The sequence below is a fragment of the Paraburkholderia sp. HD33-4 genome, assembly GCF_021390635.1.
Lineage (GTDB): Bacteria > Pseudomonadota > Gammaproteobacteria > Burkholderiales > Burkholderiaceae > Paraburkholderia.
The window spans coordinates 2,113,919-2,128,377 of sequence record NZ_JAJEJS010000002.1; the positions used below are offsets into that span (position 1 = coordinate 2,113,919).

13 protein-coding genes are annotated in these 14,459 nt (G+C 64.9%); 5 read left to right on the forward strand and 8 right to left on the reverse strand.

Annotated elements, in window-relative coordinates; genetic code table 11:
* Nucleotides 1–12 precede the first annotated feature (12 nt).
* A complete protein-coding gene (locus L0U84_RS29555) occupies nucleotides 13–960 on the reverse strand; it encodes a polyphosphate kinase 2 family protein (RefSeq protein WP_233855582.1) in 948 nt (315 codons plus the stop codon).
* A 372-nt stretch (nucleotides 961–1,332) separates the two neighbouring features.
* Complete coding sequence (locus L0U84_RS29560) at nucleotides 1,333–2,337, reverse strand: LysR family transcriptional regulator (RefSeq protein WP_233855584.1); 1,005 nt, start codon at nucleotides 2,335–2,337, stop codon at nucleotides 1,333–1,335.
* 121 nt (nucleotides 2,338–2,458) lie between these two features.
* Between L0U84_RS29560 and L0U84_RS29565 the strand changes: the two genes are divergently transcribed.
* Together L0U84_RS29565 and L0U84_RS29570 are read left to right on the forward strand one after the other, a co-directional pair.
* A complete protein-coding gene (locus L0U84_RS29565; RefSeq protein WP_233855593.1) occupies nucleotides 2,459–3,196 on the forward strand; it encodes a class II aldolase/adducin family protein in 738 nt (245 codons plus the stop codon).
* Nucleotides 3,197–3,276: 80 nt separating this feature from the next.
* Complete coding sequence (locus tag L0U84_RS29570) at nucleotides 3,277–4,668, forward strand: MFS transporter (RefSeq protein ID WP_233855595.1); 1,392 nt, start codon at nucleotides 3,277–3,279, stop codon at nucleotides 4,666–4,668.
* Nucleotides 4,669–4,729: 61 nt separating this feature from the next.
* On the opposite strand, the gene yjfF is transcribed toward L0U84_RS29570, so the two are convergent.
* From yjfF to L0U84_RS29595, 5 genes are all read right to left on the reverse strand, one after another.
* The gene (gene yjfF, locus L0U84_RS29575) at nucleotides 4,730–5,830 is read right to left on the reverse strand and encodes a galactofuranose ABC transporter, permease protein YjfF (protein WP_233855596.1); all 1,101 of its coding nucleotides are present in this window, start codon (nucleotides 5,828–5,830) and stop codon (nucleotides 4,730–4,732) included.
* Nucleotides 5,827–6,870, reverse strand: a complete 1,044-nt coding sequence (locus tag L0U84_RS29580; protein ID WP_233855598.1) for an ABC transporter permease — start codon at nucleotides 6,868–6,870, stop codon at nucleotides 5,827–5,829. The genes yjfF and L0U84_RS29580 overlap by 4 nt, the downstream gene beginning before the upstream one ends.
* Nucleotides 6,867–8,513 (reverse strand): sugar ABC transporter ATP-binding protein, encoded by a 1,647-nt coding sequence (locus tag L0U84_RS29585; protein WP_233855600.1) that lies wholly within the window; start codon nucleotides 8,511–8,513, stop codon nucleotides 6,867–6,869. Before L0U84_RS29585 ends, L0U84_RS29580 begins: the two co-directional genes overlap by 4 nt.
* 254 nt (nucleotides 8,514–8,767) lie before the next feature.
* Entirely contained in the window at nucleotides 8,768–9,754 is a 987-nt protein-coding gene (locus tag L0U84_RS29590) for an ABC transporter substrate-binding protein (protein ID WP_233855603.1), read from the reverse strand.
* 178 nt (nucleotides 9,755–9,932) lie between these two features.
* Entirely contained in the window at nucleotides 9,933–10,535 is a 603-nt protein-coding gene (locus tag L0U84_RS29595; protein WP_233855605.1) for an alpha-ketoglutarate-dependent dioxygenase AlkB family protein, read from the reverse strand.
* A 139-nt stretch (nucleotides 10,536–10,674) separates the two neighbouring features.
* Here L0U84_RS29595 and L0U84_RS29600 point away from each other — a divergent pair, with 139 nt between their 5' ends.
* Nucleotides 10,675–11,259, forward strand: coding sequence for a malonic semialdehyde reductase (locus tag L0U84_RS29600; protein ID WP_233855607.1), 585 nt, complete (start codon nucleotides 10,675–10,677; stop codon nucleotides 11,257–11,259).
* Nucleotides 11,260–11,318: 59 nt separating this feature from the next.
* Here L0U84_RS29600 and L0U84_RS29605 read toward each other — a convergent pair whose 3' ends face one another.
* Nucleotides 11,319–11,666: a hypothetical protein gene (locus tag L0U84_RS29605; protein WP_233855609.1), complete on the reverse strand. Its 348-nt coding sequence runs from the start codon at nucleotides 11,664–11,666 to the stop codon at nucleotides 11,319–11,321.
* 428 nt (nucleotides 11,667–12,094) lie between these two features.
* Here L0U84_RS29605 and L0U84_RS29610 point away from each other — a divergent pair, with 428 nt between their 5' ends.
* Together L0U84_RS29610 and L0U84_RS29615 are read left to right on the forward strand one after the other, a co-directional pair.
* A complete protein-coding gene (locus L0U84_RS29610) occupies nucleotides 12,095–13,258 on the forward strand; it encodes a metallophosphoesterase (RefSeq protein WP_233855611.1) in 1,164 nt (387 codons plus the stop codon).
* 477 nt (nucleotides 13,259–13,735) lie between these two features.
* A complete protein-coding gene (locus L0U84_RS29615) occupies nucleotides 13,736–14,443 on the forward strand; it encodes an MgtC/SapB family protein (protein ID WP_233855613.1) in 708 nt (235 codons plus the stop codon).
* Nucleotides 14,444–14,459: the final 16 nt, after the last annotated feature.

Below are 14,459 nucleotides of genomic sequence, written 5' to 3' on the forward strand. Positions count from 1 at the left end.
AGGGGGCCGCTCTCAATGGTCTGGATCGTCCCCGGGTTGATCGGGTCCCGGCGATTGCACCACTTCAGCGTCGAGTTCCTCTCTCGCGGCGGCGAGATCCTTCATCTGCTCCTGCGTGGCTTTCGGATATTCGAGGTCGAGCTTCTCGACGGCCTCGACGATCGCGGCCGCAACGATCAGGCGCGTGAAAGGCTTGTTGTCGGCGGGCACGACGTACCACGGAGCCGCTTCGGAAGCTGTTGCGCGGATGGCCTCTTCATACGCGTGCATATAGTCGTTCCAGTAGCGACGCTCGCGAACGTCGGCTGCGGAAAACTTCCAGTGCTTGTCGGGATTGTCGAGGCGATCCATGAATCGCTTCTTCTGCTCCCCGTACGACAGGTTCAGATAGAACTTGAGAATGAGCACGCCCTGGCGCGTCAGATAGTCCTCGAACCGCACGATATCGGCGAGACGCTGGTCCCAGATGTTGCTGCCGACCCGTGCCGGCGGGATCTTCTGCGCATGCAGCAGATGCTGACGCACGCGCACCACCAGCACCTCTTCATAGTACGAACGGTTGAAAATGCCAATGTGCCCGCGTTCGGGCACTTTCCTCGAATAGCGCCAAAGGAAGTCGTGGGAGAGTTCCTCGTCCGACGGCTGCTTGAACGAGACGACATCGCAGCCCTGCGGATTGACGCGCGACATCACGTGCTTGATCGTCCCATCCTTGCCCGCGGCGTCCATGGCCTGGAACACCAGCAGTACGGACCAGGAATCCTGCGCGTAAAGGATCTCCTGCTCCATCGCGAGCCATTTCGAACCGCGCTGGAGCAGTTGCTGCGCCTCTTCCTTATGCATTTTGAGTCCCAGGGTTTCGCCGGGATCAAAATTCTTCAGCAGGAAATCGGTGCCGCTGGTGACGCGAAATGGATCGGTGTATGTCCTCAGCGCGTCGAGTATTTCTGTGCGAACCATCGCTCTTTCTCCACGGCATCTGCAACCGGTTGCACGATTCGCGGATTGCCGTCCGGGCCACCGGCGCGCGGCGCGTCTGGCTTCAGGCGCCTCACGCGGTGTTTCCCGGACGCGCAGCATCGCTACCGCGGTCGTACCGTTCACGACTGTTTCTGATAATAGGTCACGCAAACAGAAACGTGCCGATCCACGACGACGATTCGCGCCCGCGTGTCGGCGCAAAATGCGCGCGTCAACGGTGCGGCAATCCGGACCGCCTGGCCTGTACTCCCCCGGCCGTCCGCCCGCCCGGCCTCAACCAGGCCGTCAGACGACAGGCATCACCTGTGCTTTTGTTCCACGCAGATCCTCGAATGTCGCCACGCGTGCCGTCTAATCCGGCGTCACGCCAATCGATTCGTTGCCCTGACGCGCATAGCCAGGCAGCCCGCGCAACGCATCAGCCGTCGCCTGCGCTTCCGCCTTCAGCCATTCGATGAACATCTGCGTACAACGACGCGGCTCGGCGACCACCGCGTGATAAGCCGCGCCGCAATCCTCGAGCACCGGATACGGCGCGACGAGCCGGCCGCTCTGCAATTCGTGCAACGCGAGCGCCGGCGAGCTGACGACGACACCGACGCCATCGGCGGCTGCTTCGAGCGCGGTCATCGCGTGTGAGAAATGGTGGCCGCGCGCTTCGTCGGGGACCGGTATGCCTGCGAATTCGGCCCACTTGCGCCAGTACGACAGACCGCCGTGGACGATGCCGCGATCGTCGTGCAACAGCGGCAGCGCCGCGAGCGATTCGGGCCGTTCGTCCGACGACGTTGCCGCGAGCGAGGGCGCCAGTAGCGGGGTCAGCGTCAGTGGCAGCAACGCGTCGACATGCAACGGATCGTACCGCCCATCTCCAAGCACGATCACAAGGTCGACTTCGTCGAGCCGCTGACGTACCGCGTCGGCCTCGAACTCCTGGTGGGTCCATGAGTGGCCGAAGCCGAGCATCCACGAGACGACGTGCACGTCGAGCTCGGGGTGCTGCATCAGGAAGCGGTGCAGGCGCGGCATCAGCCACCGGTTAGAGAACGACGGCGGGCAACTGACAGTCAGCGTTTCCTTGTCCTTGAAGCGCGCGAGCAGATCGATCGACTCGCGCATCGTGCGAAAACTCTCGCTGAGCTTGGGCAACCAGAGCCGTCCGGCCTGGGTCAGCACGAGCCCCTTCTTCGTGCGTTCGAACAGCAGCACGCCGAGAAACGCCTCGAGCGCGTTGACCTGATGGCTGACCGCAGCGGGCGTCACGTGCAATTCCTGCGCGGCCCTGCGAAAGCTCAGATGGCGCGCGGCCGACTCGAAGGTTTTCAGCGCGTTCAGCGGCGGCAACGGCGTAGGCATGGTGGTCTTCAACATGGGGGCGGCGGCAGACAAGAAAAACTTGCCACGCCCGCTAGAAATGCTCGGCTGACACCAGCGGGTCGCGTGGCTAGACTCGATGTTTCGACAAAACGGATTCGTCATGAACAGCAACCCGGCCGATTCTTGCACAAAACTTCTCGCCCTCAAACGCGAACTCGTCGCCGCGAACCGCATCCTCGCGCATCAGGGTGTGCTCGACGCATTCGGCCACGTGAGCGTGCGCCACCCGGAGCGCGACGGCGAATTTCTGATCTCGCGCTCGTGCGCGCCCGAACTCGTCGACATCGACGACATCATCACGATGCGGCTCGATGGTTCGATCGCCGAAGGCGAAGGCGCGAAGCCGTATCTGGAGGTATCGATCCACGCGGAAATCTATCGCGCGAGGCCGGACGTGGGTGCGATCGCTCACAGCCACGCACCGTCGGTGATCCCGTTCGGCATCGTCGAGCAGCCGCTGCGCCCCGTCTATCACATGGCCGGCTTTCTCGCGAAAGGCGCGCCGGTGTTCGACATCCGCGCATGTTTCGGCTGCACCGACATGCTGGTGCGGCGTGCCGAGCAAGGCGCGGCGCTCGCGCAAACGCTCGGCCCCGCGGCGGTCGCGCTGATGCGCGGGCACGGCTTCGTCGCCACCAGCGAGTCGATTCCCGGCGTCGTCTATCGCGCGATCTATACGGAGCGCAACGCGACGATCCAGCAGCAGGCCATCGCGCTCGGCGGCCCCGTGACCTATCTCGACGAAACCGAAGGGCTGCTGGCCGACGAGACCAACATGGGCGCGGTCGGCAAACCGTGGGCATTATGGTCGCGCTACGCGGAAGGCCCCCGGGACTGACGTCTTCGCAATACCTGTTCGCGCTGGAGCCGCGCGTCGACTGATAAAACACAAACACAACCAAAGTCTGGAGACTGATGATGGCGCAAGCTCGCCTGAGCCTGGAGGAGTTCGTCGATTCACAGCCGCTGTCGCGCAGCCAGGTGCTGATCGGCGTGCTGTGCTTTCTCGCGGTGCTGCTCGACGGTTTCGATTCGATCCTGATCGGCTACATCGCGCCCGCGATCAAGGCCGAATGGGGACTCACGCCGCCGCAGCTCGCGCCGTTGTTCGGCTCGGGCGTCATCGGCCTGATGATCGGCGCGATGGCGATCGGTCCTTGCGCCGACCGCTTCGGTCGCAAGACGATCCTGCTCGTGAGCGTCGCCGTGTTCGGCGTGTTTACGCTCGCCGCGTCGGTCGCGACCTCGTTGCCCGTGTTCATCGCTTTGCGCTTTCTCGCGGGACTCGGACTCGGCGCAACGATGCCTTGCGCAATCACACTGACCTCCGAATACTGCCCGCGCCGCCATCGCTCGCTGATGGTGACCGCGATGTTTTGCGGCTTCACGGCCGGCGCCGCGATCAGCGGGCTCGTCGCCGCGTGGATCGTGTCGGACTTCGGCTGGCGCGCCGTGCTGATCACCGGCGGCGCGCTGCCGGTGCTGTTCGTGCCGGCGCTGATACTCGGGCTGCCCGAATCGCTGCGCTTCCTGTCGCTGCGGCGCGACGCGAGCGCGCGCATCGCGCGGATCGCGGCGCGCCTGTTCCCGCGCGCGAATATCGACGCGGTCGATCTCGCCATGCATCCGGACGCTCGCCGCAGCTTTCCGGTCGCGGATCTAGTCGCAGCGGACGTGCGTAGCGGTACCGCGCTGATCTGGATCGTCTATTTCGCGAACCTGCTGGTGCTGTTGTTCCTGAACAGCTGGCTGCCGACGCTGCTGCTCAATCACGGCATGACGATCGTGCGCGCGTCGGCGTTCACGTCGACGTTCCAGATCGGCGGCGCCGTCGGCTCGGTTGGCATCGGCTATCTGATGGACCGCTGGACCCCGTGCCGCGTGCTCGCGGTATCGTTCGGCGTCGGCGTGCTGGCGTTGCTTGCGGTCGGTCATGCAGGCACCGTGGCGATCGTGCTGCTGCCGCTGATGTTCGCGATGGGCGTCGGTACCGGCGGCGCGCAAACCGGCGCGCACGTCGTCACGTCGTCGTTCTACCGAACCGCGATCCGCGCGACCGGCATGAGCTGGGCGCTCGGAATCGGCCGCATCGGCTCCGTGGTGGGTTCGATGGCGGGTGGTTACCTGCTGGGCTTGCACTGGACGGCAAGCGAGATGTTGACGCTGATGGCCGCCGTGTTGCTCGTCGCCACGCTGGGCGCGGCACTGCTCACGCCGTTGATGCGGCATGCCGCTCTGGCTTCGGCCGGCAGCGTCGCGAGCGAGCGCGAACATGCGGCGCTGGCCGCGGGAACGGGTCGCGTCGACTGATAGAAGAGCGGCGCCGCCGAAGAACGGGGCGCCGCCGTTTGAAGCGCTGGAAGGAATCGACCTAGCCTGGCGCCCTGCCCAACACCTGCGAATCCGACGACGCCGCCGTCGTCGACGTCTCGTCACGCCCGTGCCCATGCCCTGTCGTCGTGACCGCATTGGTGCCGCCGGGCCGACGCACCGACTTCGCGTGCCGCTCGATCAAGCGTTGCAGCAAACAGAACGCGCACAGCAGCGCGCCGATCACGATCCGCGTCCACCACGAACTGAGCGTGCCGTCGAACGTGATCAGCGTCTGGATCGTGCCGAGAATCCCGACGCCGAACAGCGAGCCGACCACATAACCGACGCCGCCGGTCAGCAGCGTGCCGCCGATCACCGTCGCCGCAATCGCATCGAGCTCCATGCCCTGTCCTTGCAGTCCATAGCCCGATAGCACGTAGAACGTGAACACCGCGCCGCCGAGCGCCGAGCAGAAGCCGCTCAGCGCATACACGCCGACCCGCGTGCGCGCGACGGGCAGCCCCATCAGCAGCGCCGAGCGCGGATTGCCGCCAACCGCATACACGTTGCGTCCGAAGCGCGTGAAATGCGCGACATAGATCGCGGCCGCGAGCGTCGCAACCGCGATCAGCACGTTCGCCGATACCGAACCGACGCCCAGACTGAGACGGAACGCGGAAATCGCCTTGAAGGTCGGATCGGTGATCGTGATCGACTGTGTCGTGATCAGAAAGCACAGGCCCCGCGCGAAGAACATCCCGGCCAGCGTCACGATGAACGCCTGCAGGCGGAAGTAATGAATCAGCGCGCCCTGCACGGCGCCGAACACCGTGCCCATCAACAGCACGATCGGAATGATCAGCCACACCGACACATGCATGTGTTCGGACAGCACGGCTTCGACGATGGTCGTCAGCGCGACGATCGAGCCCACCGACAGATCGATGCCGCCCGACACGATCACGAACGTCATGCCGATTGCGACGATCAGCAGAAACGCGTTGTCGACGAGCAGATCGAGCAACACCTGCCACGAGAAGAAACCGGTGTACATCACCGAACCAAAGCCGAACAGTGCGCAGAACAGCAGAACCGTCACCGCGATCGGCAGCGTGCGCGGATCGACCACGCGGGCGAGTGCTTCGAGAACGCGCGTCATCGTGCCACCCCACGCGATTTGACGAGCGACGCACCGAACGACACCGCGAGCGCGCGTGCCGCCGGCGACTGGATCACGCTGACCGCGAGCACGACGGCCGCCTTGACGACGAGCGTCGCTTCGGGCGGCACGCCGATCGAATAGGTCGTGTACGTGAGCGTCTGGATGATGAGCGCGCCGAGCACCGTGCCCGCGAAACTGAAGCGGCCCCCGAGCAGCGACGTGCCGCCGAGCGTCACGGCGAGAATCGCGTCGAGTTCGAGCAGCAGGCCCGCGTTGTTGCCGTCCGCGCTGCGCACGTTCGAGCTGATCAGGATGCCGGCCAGCGCCGCGGTCAAGCCCGAGAAGCCGTACACCGCGAACACGATCGCCTTCGAGCGCAAGCCGACGAGCCGTGTTGCAACCGGGTTCACGCCGATCGCGCGAATGAACAGGCCGAGCGCCGTGCCCTCGACCAGCGCGGCGGTCGCCAGCACGGCTACGGTCGCGATCCATACCGAGCACGGCACGCCGAGCCAGTAGCCGCCACCGACGAACAGATAGCCGGGCGCACCGATCGGGATGATTTGTCCGGCGGTCAGCAGTTGCGCGATGCCGCGGCCCGCGACCATCAAAATCAGCGTCGCGATGATCGGCTGCATGCCGACGAACGCGACGAGCAGCCCGTTCCACATGCCGCTCAGGATGCCGACGACGAGTGCGGCCAGTAGCGCCTGCGCGATCAGCGCACCGCTCGGCACGGCCTGGGTCGCGAGTATCGTCGCGGCCGCGGCGCCCGCGATCGCGACCACCGCGCCGACGGAGATGTCGATGCCGCGCGTCGCGATCACGAGCGTCATGCCGATCGCGACCAGCACGAGCGGCGCAGCGCGATTCAGAATGTCGATCGGCGCGCCGAACAGGTGGCCGTCGAGCATGCGCAGCCCGAGAAAATGTGGATTGACCAGCAGGTTCAGACCGCACAGCAACACGAGCGTCACGCATGGCCACAGCAGCGGACGCTCCACTCCGTCGCGCGCGAACCAGTTCGATAGCTTCATTCGCCGCTCCCTGCGATCAGTCGGTAGATGTTGTCCTCGTTCGATGCCCTGCCGGCCACCTCCGCGATCTTGCGGCGATCGCGCAGCACCGCGACGCGGTGGCTCACGCGCAGCACCTCGCTGATCTCCGACGAGATGAACAGGATGGACAGCCCGTTCGCGCACAACGCGAGCAGCCGGTCCATGATGTCGAACTTCGCGGCGACGTCGATGCCGCGGGTCGGCTCGTCGAGGATCAGGAGTTTGGGATCGGTCGCGAGCCAGCGCGCGAGCAGCGCCTTTTGCTGGTTGCCGCCGGACAGCAGCGCGATCGGCTGCTCGGCGTCGGCCGCCTTGATGCCGAGCCGCTCGATCCACAGATCGGCAAGCTCGCGCGCACGTTGCCGGCTGATCTTGCGCCACCAGCCACGTCGCGCCTGCAACGCGAGCATGATGTTTTCGCGGATCGACAGTTCGGCGACGATGCCTTCCTTCTTGCGGTCTTCCGCGCAATAGCCGATGCCATGGCGCACCGCGTCGTGCGGCGTGCGCAGCCGCACAGCGCGCCCTTCGACGAGGATCGTGCCGCTGTCCGCGCGATCCGCGCCGAACAGCAGCCGCGCGGTTTCGGTGCGCCCCGAGCCGAGCAGTCCCGCGAGGCCGAGAATCTTGCCGGCCCGCACTTCGAGATCGATCGGCTGCAAGGTGCCGCGGCGGCCGACGCCGCGCAGTTCGATGAACGGCTGCGTCGGTGTGGCGTCGACTGCGTCCGCGTGGTCCTGCTCGATGTCCTGCAGATCGTCGGCGGCTTGCCCTTCATGCGCCGCTTCGCGCAGACGCGCGCTCATGCGCTCGTGGCCGACCATCTTCGCGACCAGTTGATCAGCGGACAGATCGCGCGCGAGATATTCTCCTTCGCGCTCGCCGTTGCGCATCACCGTGATGCGATCGGAGATCGCATACGTCTGTTCGATGAAATGCGTGACGAACAGAATCGCGATGCCCGATTGCTTAAGATGCCGAAGGATTTTGAAAAGCTGCGCGACTTCGCTGTCGTCGAGGCTCGAAGTCGGCTCGTCGAGAATCAGTACACGCGCATCGACGGACAACGCTCGCGCGATCGCGACCATCTGTTGCACGGCGATCGGATAGGCGTCGAGCGAGCGCGTGACGTCGAGCGACACGTCGAGGCGCGCGAGCGCTTCCTGCGCGCGCCGCTTGATGTCGGACCAGTCGATCGCGCCGAAGCGGCGCGGCTGCCGGCCCGCGAAGATGTTCTCCGCGACCGACAGATTCGGGCACAGGTTGACTTCCTGGTAAAGCGTGCGCACGCCGGCCGCCTCGGCTTCCTGCGGCGACGCGAACGCGACCACCTCGCCGCCGAGGCGGATCGTGCCGGCGTCGGGTGCGAGCACGCCTGTGAGCACGTTGATCAACGTGGATTTGCCGGCGCCGTTCTGGCCCATCAGCGTATGGACCTCGCCGGGAAACAGGCGGAAGTCGACGTGTTGTAGCGCCTTCACGCCCGGAAATGTCTTGCTGACGCCGGAGGTCGCCAGAATCGGTTCGCGCGCGCTCATGTCATTCTGTTGGCTTTGCGCGCCCGGCGGCGTGCCGCGCTGCGGCTGGTCCGGCTGATTCGGTTCGGTAGCGGAATGGGTCATGGACCTCGCTCGATCGGCTATGCATGGTTCGGCAGGCCCCAGCGGCATGCTCCCGCGGGCGCATGCTCCTGAAAAGAGACCGCCCGCTGCAAAAGAAAGCAGCCCGGGCGGTCAGGCACCACTGGAGAAACCTGTTCGATGCGTCCGTACTGCACATCTCCTTCGCGCCGTGGGCCGCGTTGGCCCCGGCGCCTGAACACCGCACCCGCCGCGGCGCTCGCTCGAGCGGTGCCGCGGCGACGTTGCGCGCCGCGTCAGTACTTACGCGACGGCAGTGTTTGCGCGGCCACGCTCATCGGGAAGACAGTCTCCTGAGTCAGGATGCGCTTCGGCAGCGGCTTGCCAGCCACCACGTCCTTCACCGCCGACATCAGCTGCGGTCCGAGCAGCGGGCTGCACTCCACGTCGACGTTCATCTTGCCGGCGGCCATTGCCTGGAAGCCGCCCTTGGTCGCGTCGAACGAAACCACCACGACGTCCTTGCCCGGATGCATGCCGGCTTCTTCCATCGCCTGGATCGCGCCGAGCGCCATGTCATCGTTATGAGCATAGACGACGTTGATCTTGTTACCGTAGGTCTTGATGAACGCTTCCATCACCTGCTTGCCGCCGGCGAGCGTGAAGTCGCCGCTTTGCGACGCGATGATCTTGAACTTCGGATCGCTCTTGATCACTTCGATCAGACCCGCGTGGCGGTCGTTGGCCGGCGCGGAGCCGACCGTGCCTTGCAGTTCGGCGATGTTGATCGGGCCTTTGTCGTCCTTGTAGTGATCCGCGAGCCAGTGACCGCCGCGCCGTCCTTCTTCGAGGAAGTCCGAGCCGATCATCGTCACGTACAGCGAGGTGTCCTTCACGTCGATATTGCGGTCGGTCAGGATCACCGGAATCTTCGCGGCCTTGGCTTCGAGCAGCACCGGTTCCCAACCCGATTCGACGACCGGCGAGAACGCGATCACATCGACCTTCTGCGCGATATACGAGCGGATCGCCTTGATCTGGTTTTCCTGCTTCTGCTGCGCGTCGGAGAATTTGAGGTTGATGCCGGCCTCCGCCGCTGCCGACTTCACCGATTCGGTATTCGCGGTACGCCATGCGCTCTCTGCGCCGACCTGCGCAAAACCGAGCGTGATCTTCTTGTCTTCGGCATGCGCGCCGGGCGTGCCCAGCATTAGCGCTCCAAGACTCGCGGAAAGCGCGAGCGCGCCCAGAGCGCGACACGCGGCACGTCGTGTATTCGCCATGACAGTCTCCAATCGTTGTTGTGTAGACGACCCAGCGGTCTGCCCGGCCCTCGTGGCCCTCACGGCGCATGGATCGTGATGTAGCGTACTGTGGGACGCGTTAACCGTCCAATCATATGATTCGCGCCCTCGATATCAATTTTGATATAGCGCGCCGCTCAGATGGCCGCTCGAGCTCTCAGGTTGGCGTCACTCTCGGAGTCACCCAGCGAAACGTCAGATTGATGCGCTCGCCGCTCACGCGCGGCTCCTTCGGCACCCGATGACGCCACTGCGCCTGGGTGTCGCCCTTCATCACGAGCAGACTGCCGCCCTTCAACGAGAACGATTGCACGACGCCGCTGCGGTTGTGCTGCAGATCGAACCTGCGCGCGACGCCGAGGCTCACCGACGCGATCACCGGCTGTCTGCCGAGCTCCGGCTCGCGGTCCGCGTGCCAGCCCATGCTGTCCGCGCCGCTGCGGTAGCGATTCAGCAGCACGCTGTTAAAACGCGCGCCGCTGGTCGCCTCGGCGGCGGCCTTCAGTTCGGCGACGGCGGGCGTCCATGCTTGCGGCACGTTGCGGATGCCCGAGTAGACGTAGACTGCATCCGGCTCACCCTGCCAGGCAGTCAGACGCGGCAGTGCAACACGGCCGGCGGGCGTGCCCATCATGTCCTGGCGCCATTGCACTTCGTCGATCACGCGGGCGAGCAGGCGCTCGGCCTCGGCCGGTGCGAGCCAGTCGGGATGCCAGTCGACATCGGGCGTCGGCAGGTCGTTGAAAAGATCGCTGGTCATCGGAATGGGTGGGTACGAGCGGACGAGTAAAAACCCTGGCTATTATGACGACAACGGTGCGCCGCCGATTCATGCGCGTTGCTCTTTCATTCGACGCGGCTCTCCGCGTTCCCTCTGTTCTTTCGCACGGACTACTTCAATGACACTTTCCGATCAGGCGCTCGCGCAGCTCTTTCGCGACGCGCGTACGCATAACGGCTGGCAGAACAAGCCGATCGACGACGCCGTGCTGCGCGAGCTGATGGAGCTCGTACTGCTCGGCCCGACCTCGGCCAATTCGAGTCCGGGCCGCTTCGTGTTCGTCAGGACGCCGGAGGGCAAGGAGAAGCTGCGCCCGGCTTTGTCGGCTGGCAATCTCGAGAAAACGATGGCCGCGCCCGTCACGGTGATCGTCGCGATGGACATGGCGTTCTACGAGCATCTGCCGAAACTGTTTCCCCACGCGGATGCGCGCAGCTGGTTCGTCGGCAACGAGCGGTTGATCGCGGACACGGCGTTTCGCAATTCGACGCTGCAGGGCGGCTATCTGATTCTCGCCGCGCGTGCGCTCGGTCTCGACACCGGGCCGATGTCGGGCTTCGATCAGGCCAAGGTCGACGAAGCGTTCTTCGCGGGCACGACGGTGAAGTCGAACTTCCTGATCAATCTTGGTTACGGCGATCCGTCGAAGCTGTTCGCGCGCAGCCCGCGTTTCTCGTTCGACGAAGCGGCGCGGATAGTCTGACCGCGCCTTGATGATGGAAGGCGCAGCGGGTGTCGCGCCACGCGTTGGCTCGAATCGCGTCAGCTCAGCAGCGCGACATAAAACACCACGGTGCCGATCAGCGCGCCGATGAAGCAGAAGCCCTCTTCGGCCTCGTCGCCGTTCGAGCGCAGCCATGCGCCGGCCGCGCCGAACAGGCCCGCGATGCCCAGCGCAACGCACACCATCACGACGTCGAACAGCGCGCTTTTGCCGAGCTCGGAGAAATCGATGTTGCGCACGCCGAAGTAGAGCGCAATCGCCATCAGAGAGATGCCGACGAGCGGCAGCATCACATGGCTACCTTCGTATCCGACGTGATGCTCATGGTGAACATGATGCACGTCGTCCGCGCGATGCCACAGGTGGCCCGATTTGAGCAGCTTCATGGTGCGCCTCCCCCCGCCCGAGCTTTCCCGGCGACAGAACCCGTCGAGGCCTACCGGCCTCAGACTGCCGCGGCAACGAGCTAGTTCGTTTCAAGCATACTCCACGCATGAATACAATTCAAAGCCCATTTAATTCGCTTGCATAGGCATTGAATTACATGGCGCGCGACCCTGCAGGCATGGGTCAAGCATGGAGCGCGCCTGCCGCCTCCGTTCGTCGTCATATCTCGCCCCGGCGCCTTCCGGACGGCCTGTCGTGCGGTGCGGGAGCACGATTTTTGCGGCCACGGCAAGCGACGGAACATGCCGGTAGAATGATTCGCCGCGCTCGCCAATCATCGCGAGCGCATGCATTGCCCGCCAACCGATCGCCGCCGCGCTGTCGCTGATGCCGGCCCTTTGGCCCCCTTCCCGCCCCCATCCTCTCTATGCGACGTTCATCGTTTCTTGTCCGCATCATCCTGATTGGCATCCTGCTGCATATCTACGTCGGCTTGCGCCTGATTCCCGACATGCCGATCGACGCGGCCGGCCGCGGGCTGTGCGTGCTGTGGCTCGTGCTGTCGATCTACCTGATCCCGGTCGGCATGATGGCGCGCGGCTTCAAGCGCCAGCCACTCGGCGACCGGCTCGCGTGGGCTGGCCTGCTCGCGATGGGCTTCTTTTCGTCGCTGCTGGTACTGACGTTTGCGCGCGACCTCATGCTGGCGTCGCTGCTGACGATCGACGCGATCTGGCCGAACACGCTGTCGATCACGCATTGGCGCACTGGTTCGGCGGCAGCGGTGCCGCTGCTCGCGCTGCTGTCGACGCTGATCGGCCTGTTCAATGCGCGCCGTCGCGCGCGCGTCGTCACGATCGAAGTGCCGATCGACGATCTGCCTGCCGCGCTCGAAGGCTTCACGATCGTGCAGATCAGCGACATCCACGTCGGCCCGACGATCAAGGGCCGCTATGTCGACGCGATCGTCGACGCCGTAAACCGGCTGCAGCCGGATCTGATCGCGGTGACGGGCGACGTCGTCGATGGCAGCGTGCCGCAGCTGAGCCGGCATACGCAGCCGCTGTCGCGGCTCGCCGCTCGGCACGGTGCGTTTCTCGTGACCGGCAATCACGAGTACTACTCCGGAGCGAATTCGTGGATCGCCGAATTCCGCCGGCTCGGCTTGCGGGTGCTGCTGAACGAACACGTGATCGTCGATCATGACGGCGCGCGCGCCGTAATCGCCGGCGTCACCGATTACTCGGCGGGTCATCACGACCCCGCGCATCGTAGCGACCCGGTCGCAGCGCTCGCCGGCGCGCCGGGCGACGTGCTGATCAGGGTGCTGCTCGCGCATCAGCCGCGCTCGGCCGAAGCGGCCGCGGCGGCCGGCTTCACGCTGCAGTTGTCGGGTCATACGCACGGCGGCCAGTTCTTTCCGTGGAATTTCTTCGTGCGCCTGCAACAGCCGTTCACGGCGGGCCTCGCGCGCCTGAACGGACTGTGGGTTTATACGAGTCGCGGTACGGGCTATTGGGGACCGCCGAAGCGACTCGGCGCGCCTTCGGAGATCACGCGCTTGAGACTCGTACCGGGCGAGCCCGATTGAACTCAAGGTTCGCAGTCCGCATTAATCAATTGCGGCCTGTCTGCGATACGGCTATCGCAATCCCCCGCGCGCATTCTGTGCCGACCGCGGCTTGACTGATCTTTGCGCAGCCCCGTAAAATCCGCGCAATTCTTTTAACCGGATTCACGATCTTGGACAGTAGCAGTTGTACCAGCCGAGTATCGATTTGCCCGCTCGCCTGAGCAGCAGGATTTCCGCGTCAGTCTTTCCTGTCGCCGTCCTGCCCTCGGGCTCGACGGCGCACGTCGCTCTCATTTCATTTTCATTGCAGTACTGCCGGTGAAGAGCAGCATGGTTCGATGCCGTGCCGATACCGCACGCGCCGGGCGCGTACGTTCGTGCGTGTGTCTCTCATCGCGCCGGCCGCCTGCTTTTACCGTACACGAGGTAGACGCCGTAACGTTCACACGCGTAGGCTTCACTCTGCGGCAGCACGCACGCCAACCTTTCTGAACGATGACACTCGAATTCTTCCTGCGCCTTCTGACCGCGTTTGCTTGCGGCGTCGCGATTGGCCTCGAACGACAGATGCGCCAGCGCACTGCCGGCCTGCGCACGATCACGCTCGTCGCGAGCGGCGCGTGCCTGTTCGTCACGCTCGGGGTGCTGACCGGCAACGGCGTCAGCGGCATCACGCAGATTGCAGCGTATGTGGTGTCCGGCGTCGGCTTTCTTGGCGGCGGCGTCATCATGCGCGACAAAGGCTCGATTCAAGGGATCAACACCGCGGCGACGCTGTGGTGCTCGGCGGCCGTCGGCGTGTTGAGCGGCGCGGGACATTACGGACCGGCGGTCGCGGGCACCGCGGTCGTGCTGCTGACCAACACCGTGCTGCGCGAAGTGAGCCGGATGATCAACCAGACACCAGTTTCGAACGCCGACCTCGTGCAGGAGTACGTGCTGACGATCGTCTGCCGCGAAGCCGACGAGATCCACATTCGCACCGCGATTTCCAACTCGATGTACTCGGCGCCGCTGTCGTTCCAGAGCCTGACGAGCGAGGATGTCGAGGACGAGGCCGGGCGCATTCGCGTGACCGCGACGCTGAAGATGCATCCGAAGGATCAATCGAAGCTCGAACAGATGGCGAGTCGCCTGAGCATGGAAAAGAGCGTGTCCAGCGTCAGTTGGACCGCCCGAGAAGCGGAGTCGACGCCCGAGTGAGGCGCGGCGCGCGAGT

Coding starts and splice junctions, on each gene's coding strand:
- L0U84_RS29555 (WP_233855582.1), bottom strand. CDS start 960: ATGGTTCGCACAGAAATACTCGACGCGCTGAGGACATACACCGATCCA.
- L0U84_RS29560 (WP_233855584.1), bottom strand. CDS start 2,337: ATGCCTACGCCGTTGCCGCCGCTGAACGCGCTGAAAACCTTCGAGTCG.
- L0U84_RS29565 (WP_233855593.1), top strand. CDS start 2,459: ATGAACAGCAACCCGGCCGATTCTTGCACAAAACTTCTCGCCCTCAAA.
- L0U84_RS29570 (WP_233855595.1), top strand. CDS start 3,277: ATGGCGCAAGCTCGCCTGAGCCTGGAGGAGTTCGTCGATTCACAGCCG.
- yjfF (WP_233855596.1), bottom strand. CDS start 5,830: ATGACGCGCGTTCTCGAAGCACTCGCCCGCGTGGTCGATCCGCGCACG.
- L0U84_RS29580 (WP_233855598.1), bottom strand. CDS start 6,870: ATGAAGCTATCGAACTGGTTCGCGCGCGACGGAGTGGAGCGTCCGCTG.
- L0U84_RS29585 (WP_233855600.1), bottom strand. CDS start 8,513: ATGACCCATTCCGCTACCGAACCGAATCAGCCGGACCAGCCGCAGCGC.
- L0U84_RS29590 (WP_233855603.1), bottom strand. CDS start 9,754: ATGGCGAATACACGACGTGCCGCGTGTCGCGCTCTGGGCGCGCTCGCG.
- L0U84_RS29595 (WP_233855605.1), bottom strand. CDS start 10,535: ATGACCAGCGATCTTTTCAACGACCTGCCGACGCCCGATGTCGACTGG.
- L0U84_RS29600 (WP_233855607.1), top strand. CDS start 10,675: ATGACACTTTCCGATCAGGCGCTCGCGCAGCTCTTTCGCGACGCGCGT.
- L0U84_RS29605 (WP_233855609.1), bottom strand. CDS start 11,666: ATGAAGCTGCTCAAATCGGGCCACCTGTGGCATCGCGCGGACGACGTG.
- L0U84_RS29610 (WP_233855611.1), top strand. CDS start 12,095: ATGCGACGTTCATCGTTTCTTGTCCGCATCATCCTGATTGGCATCCTG.
- L0U84_RS29615 (WP_233855613.1), top strand. CDS start 13,736: ATGACACTCGAATTCTTCCTGCGCCTTCTGACCGCGTTTGCTTGCGGC.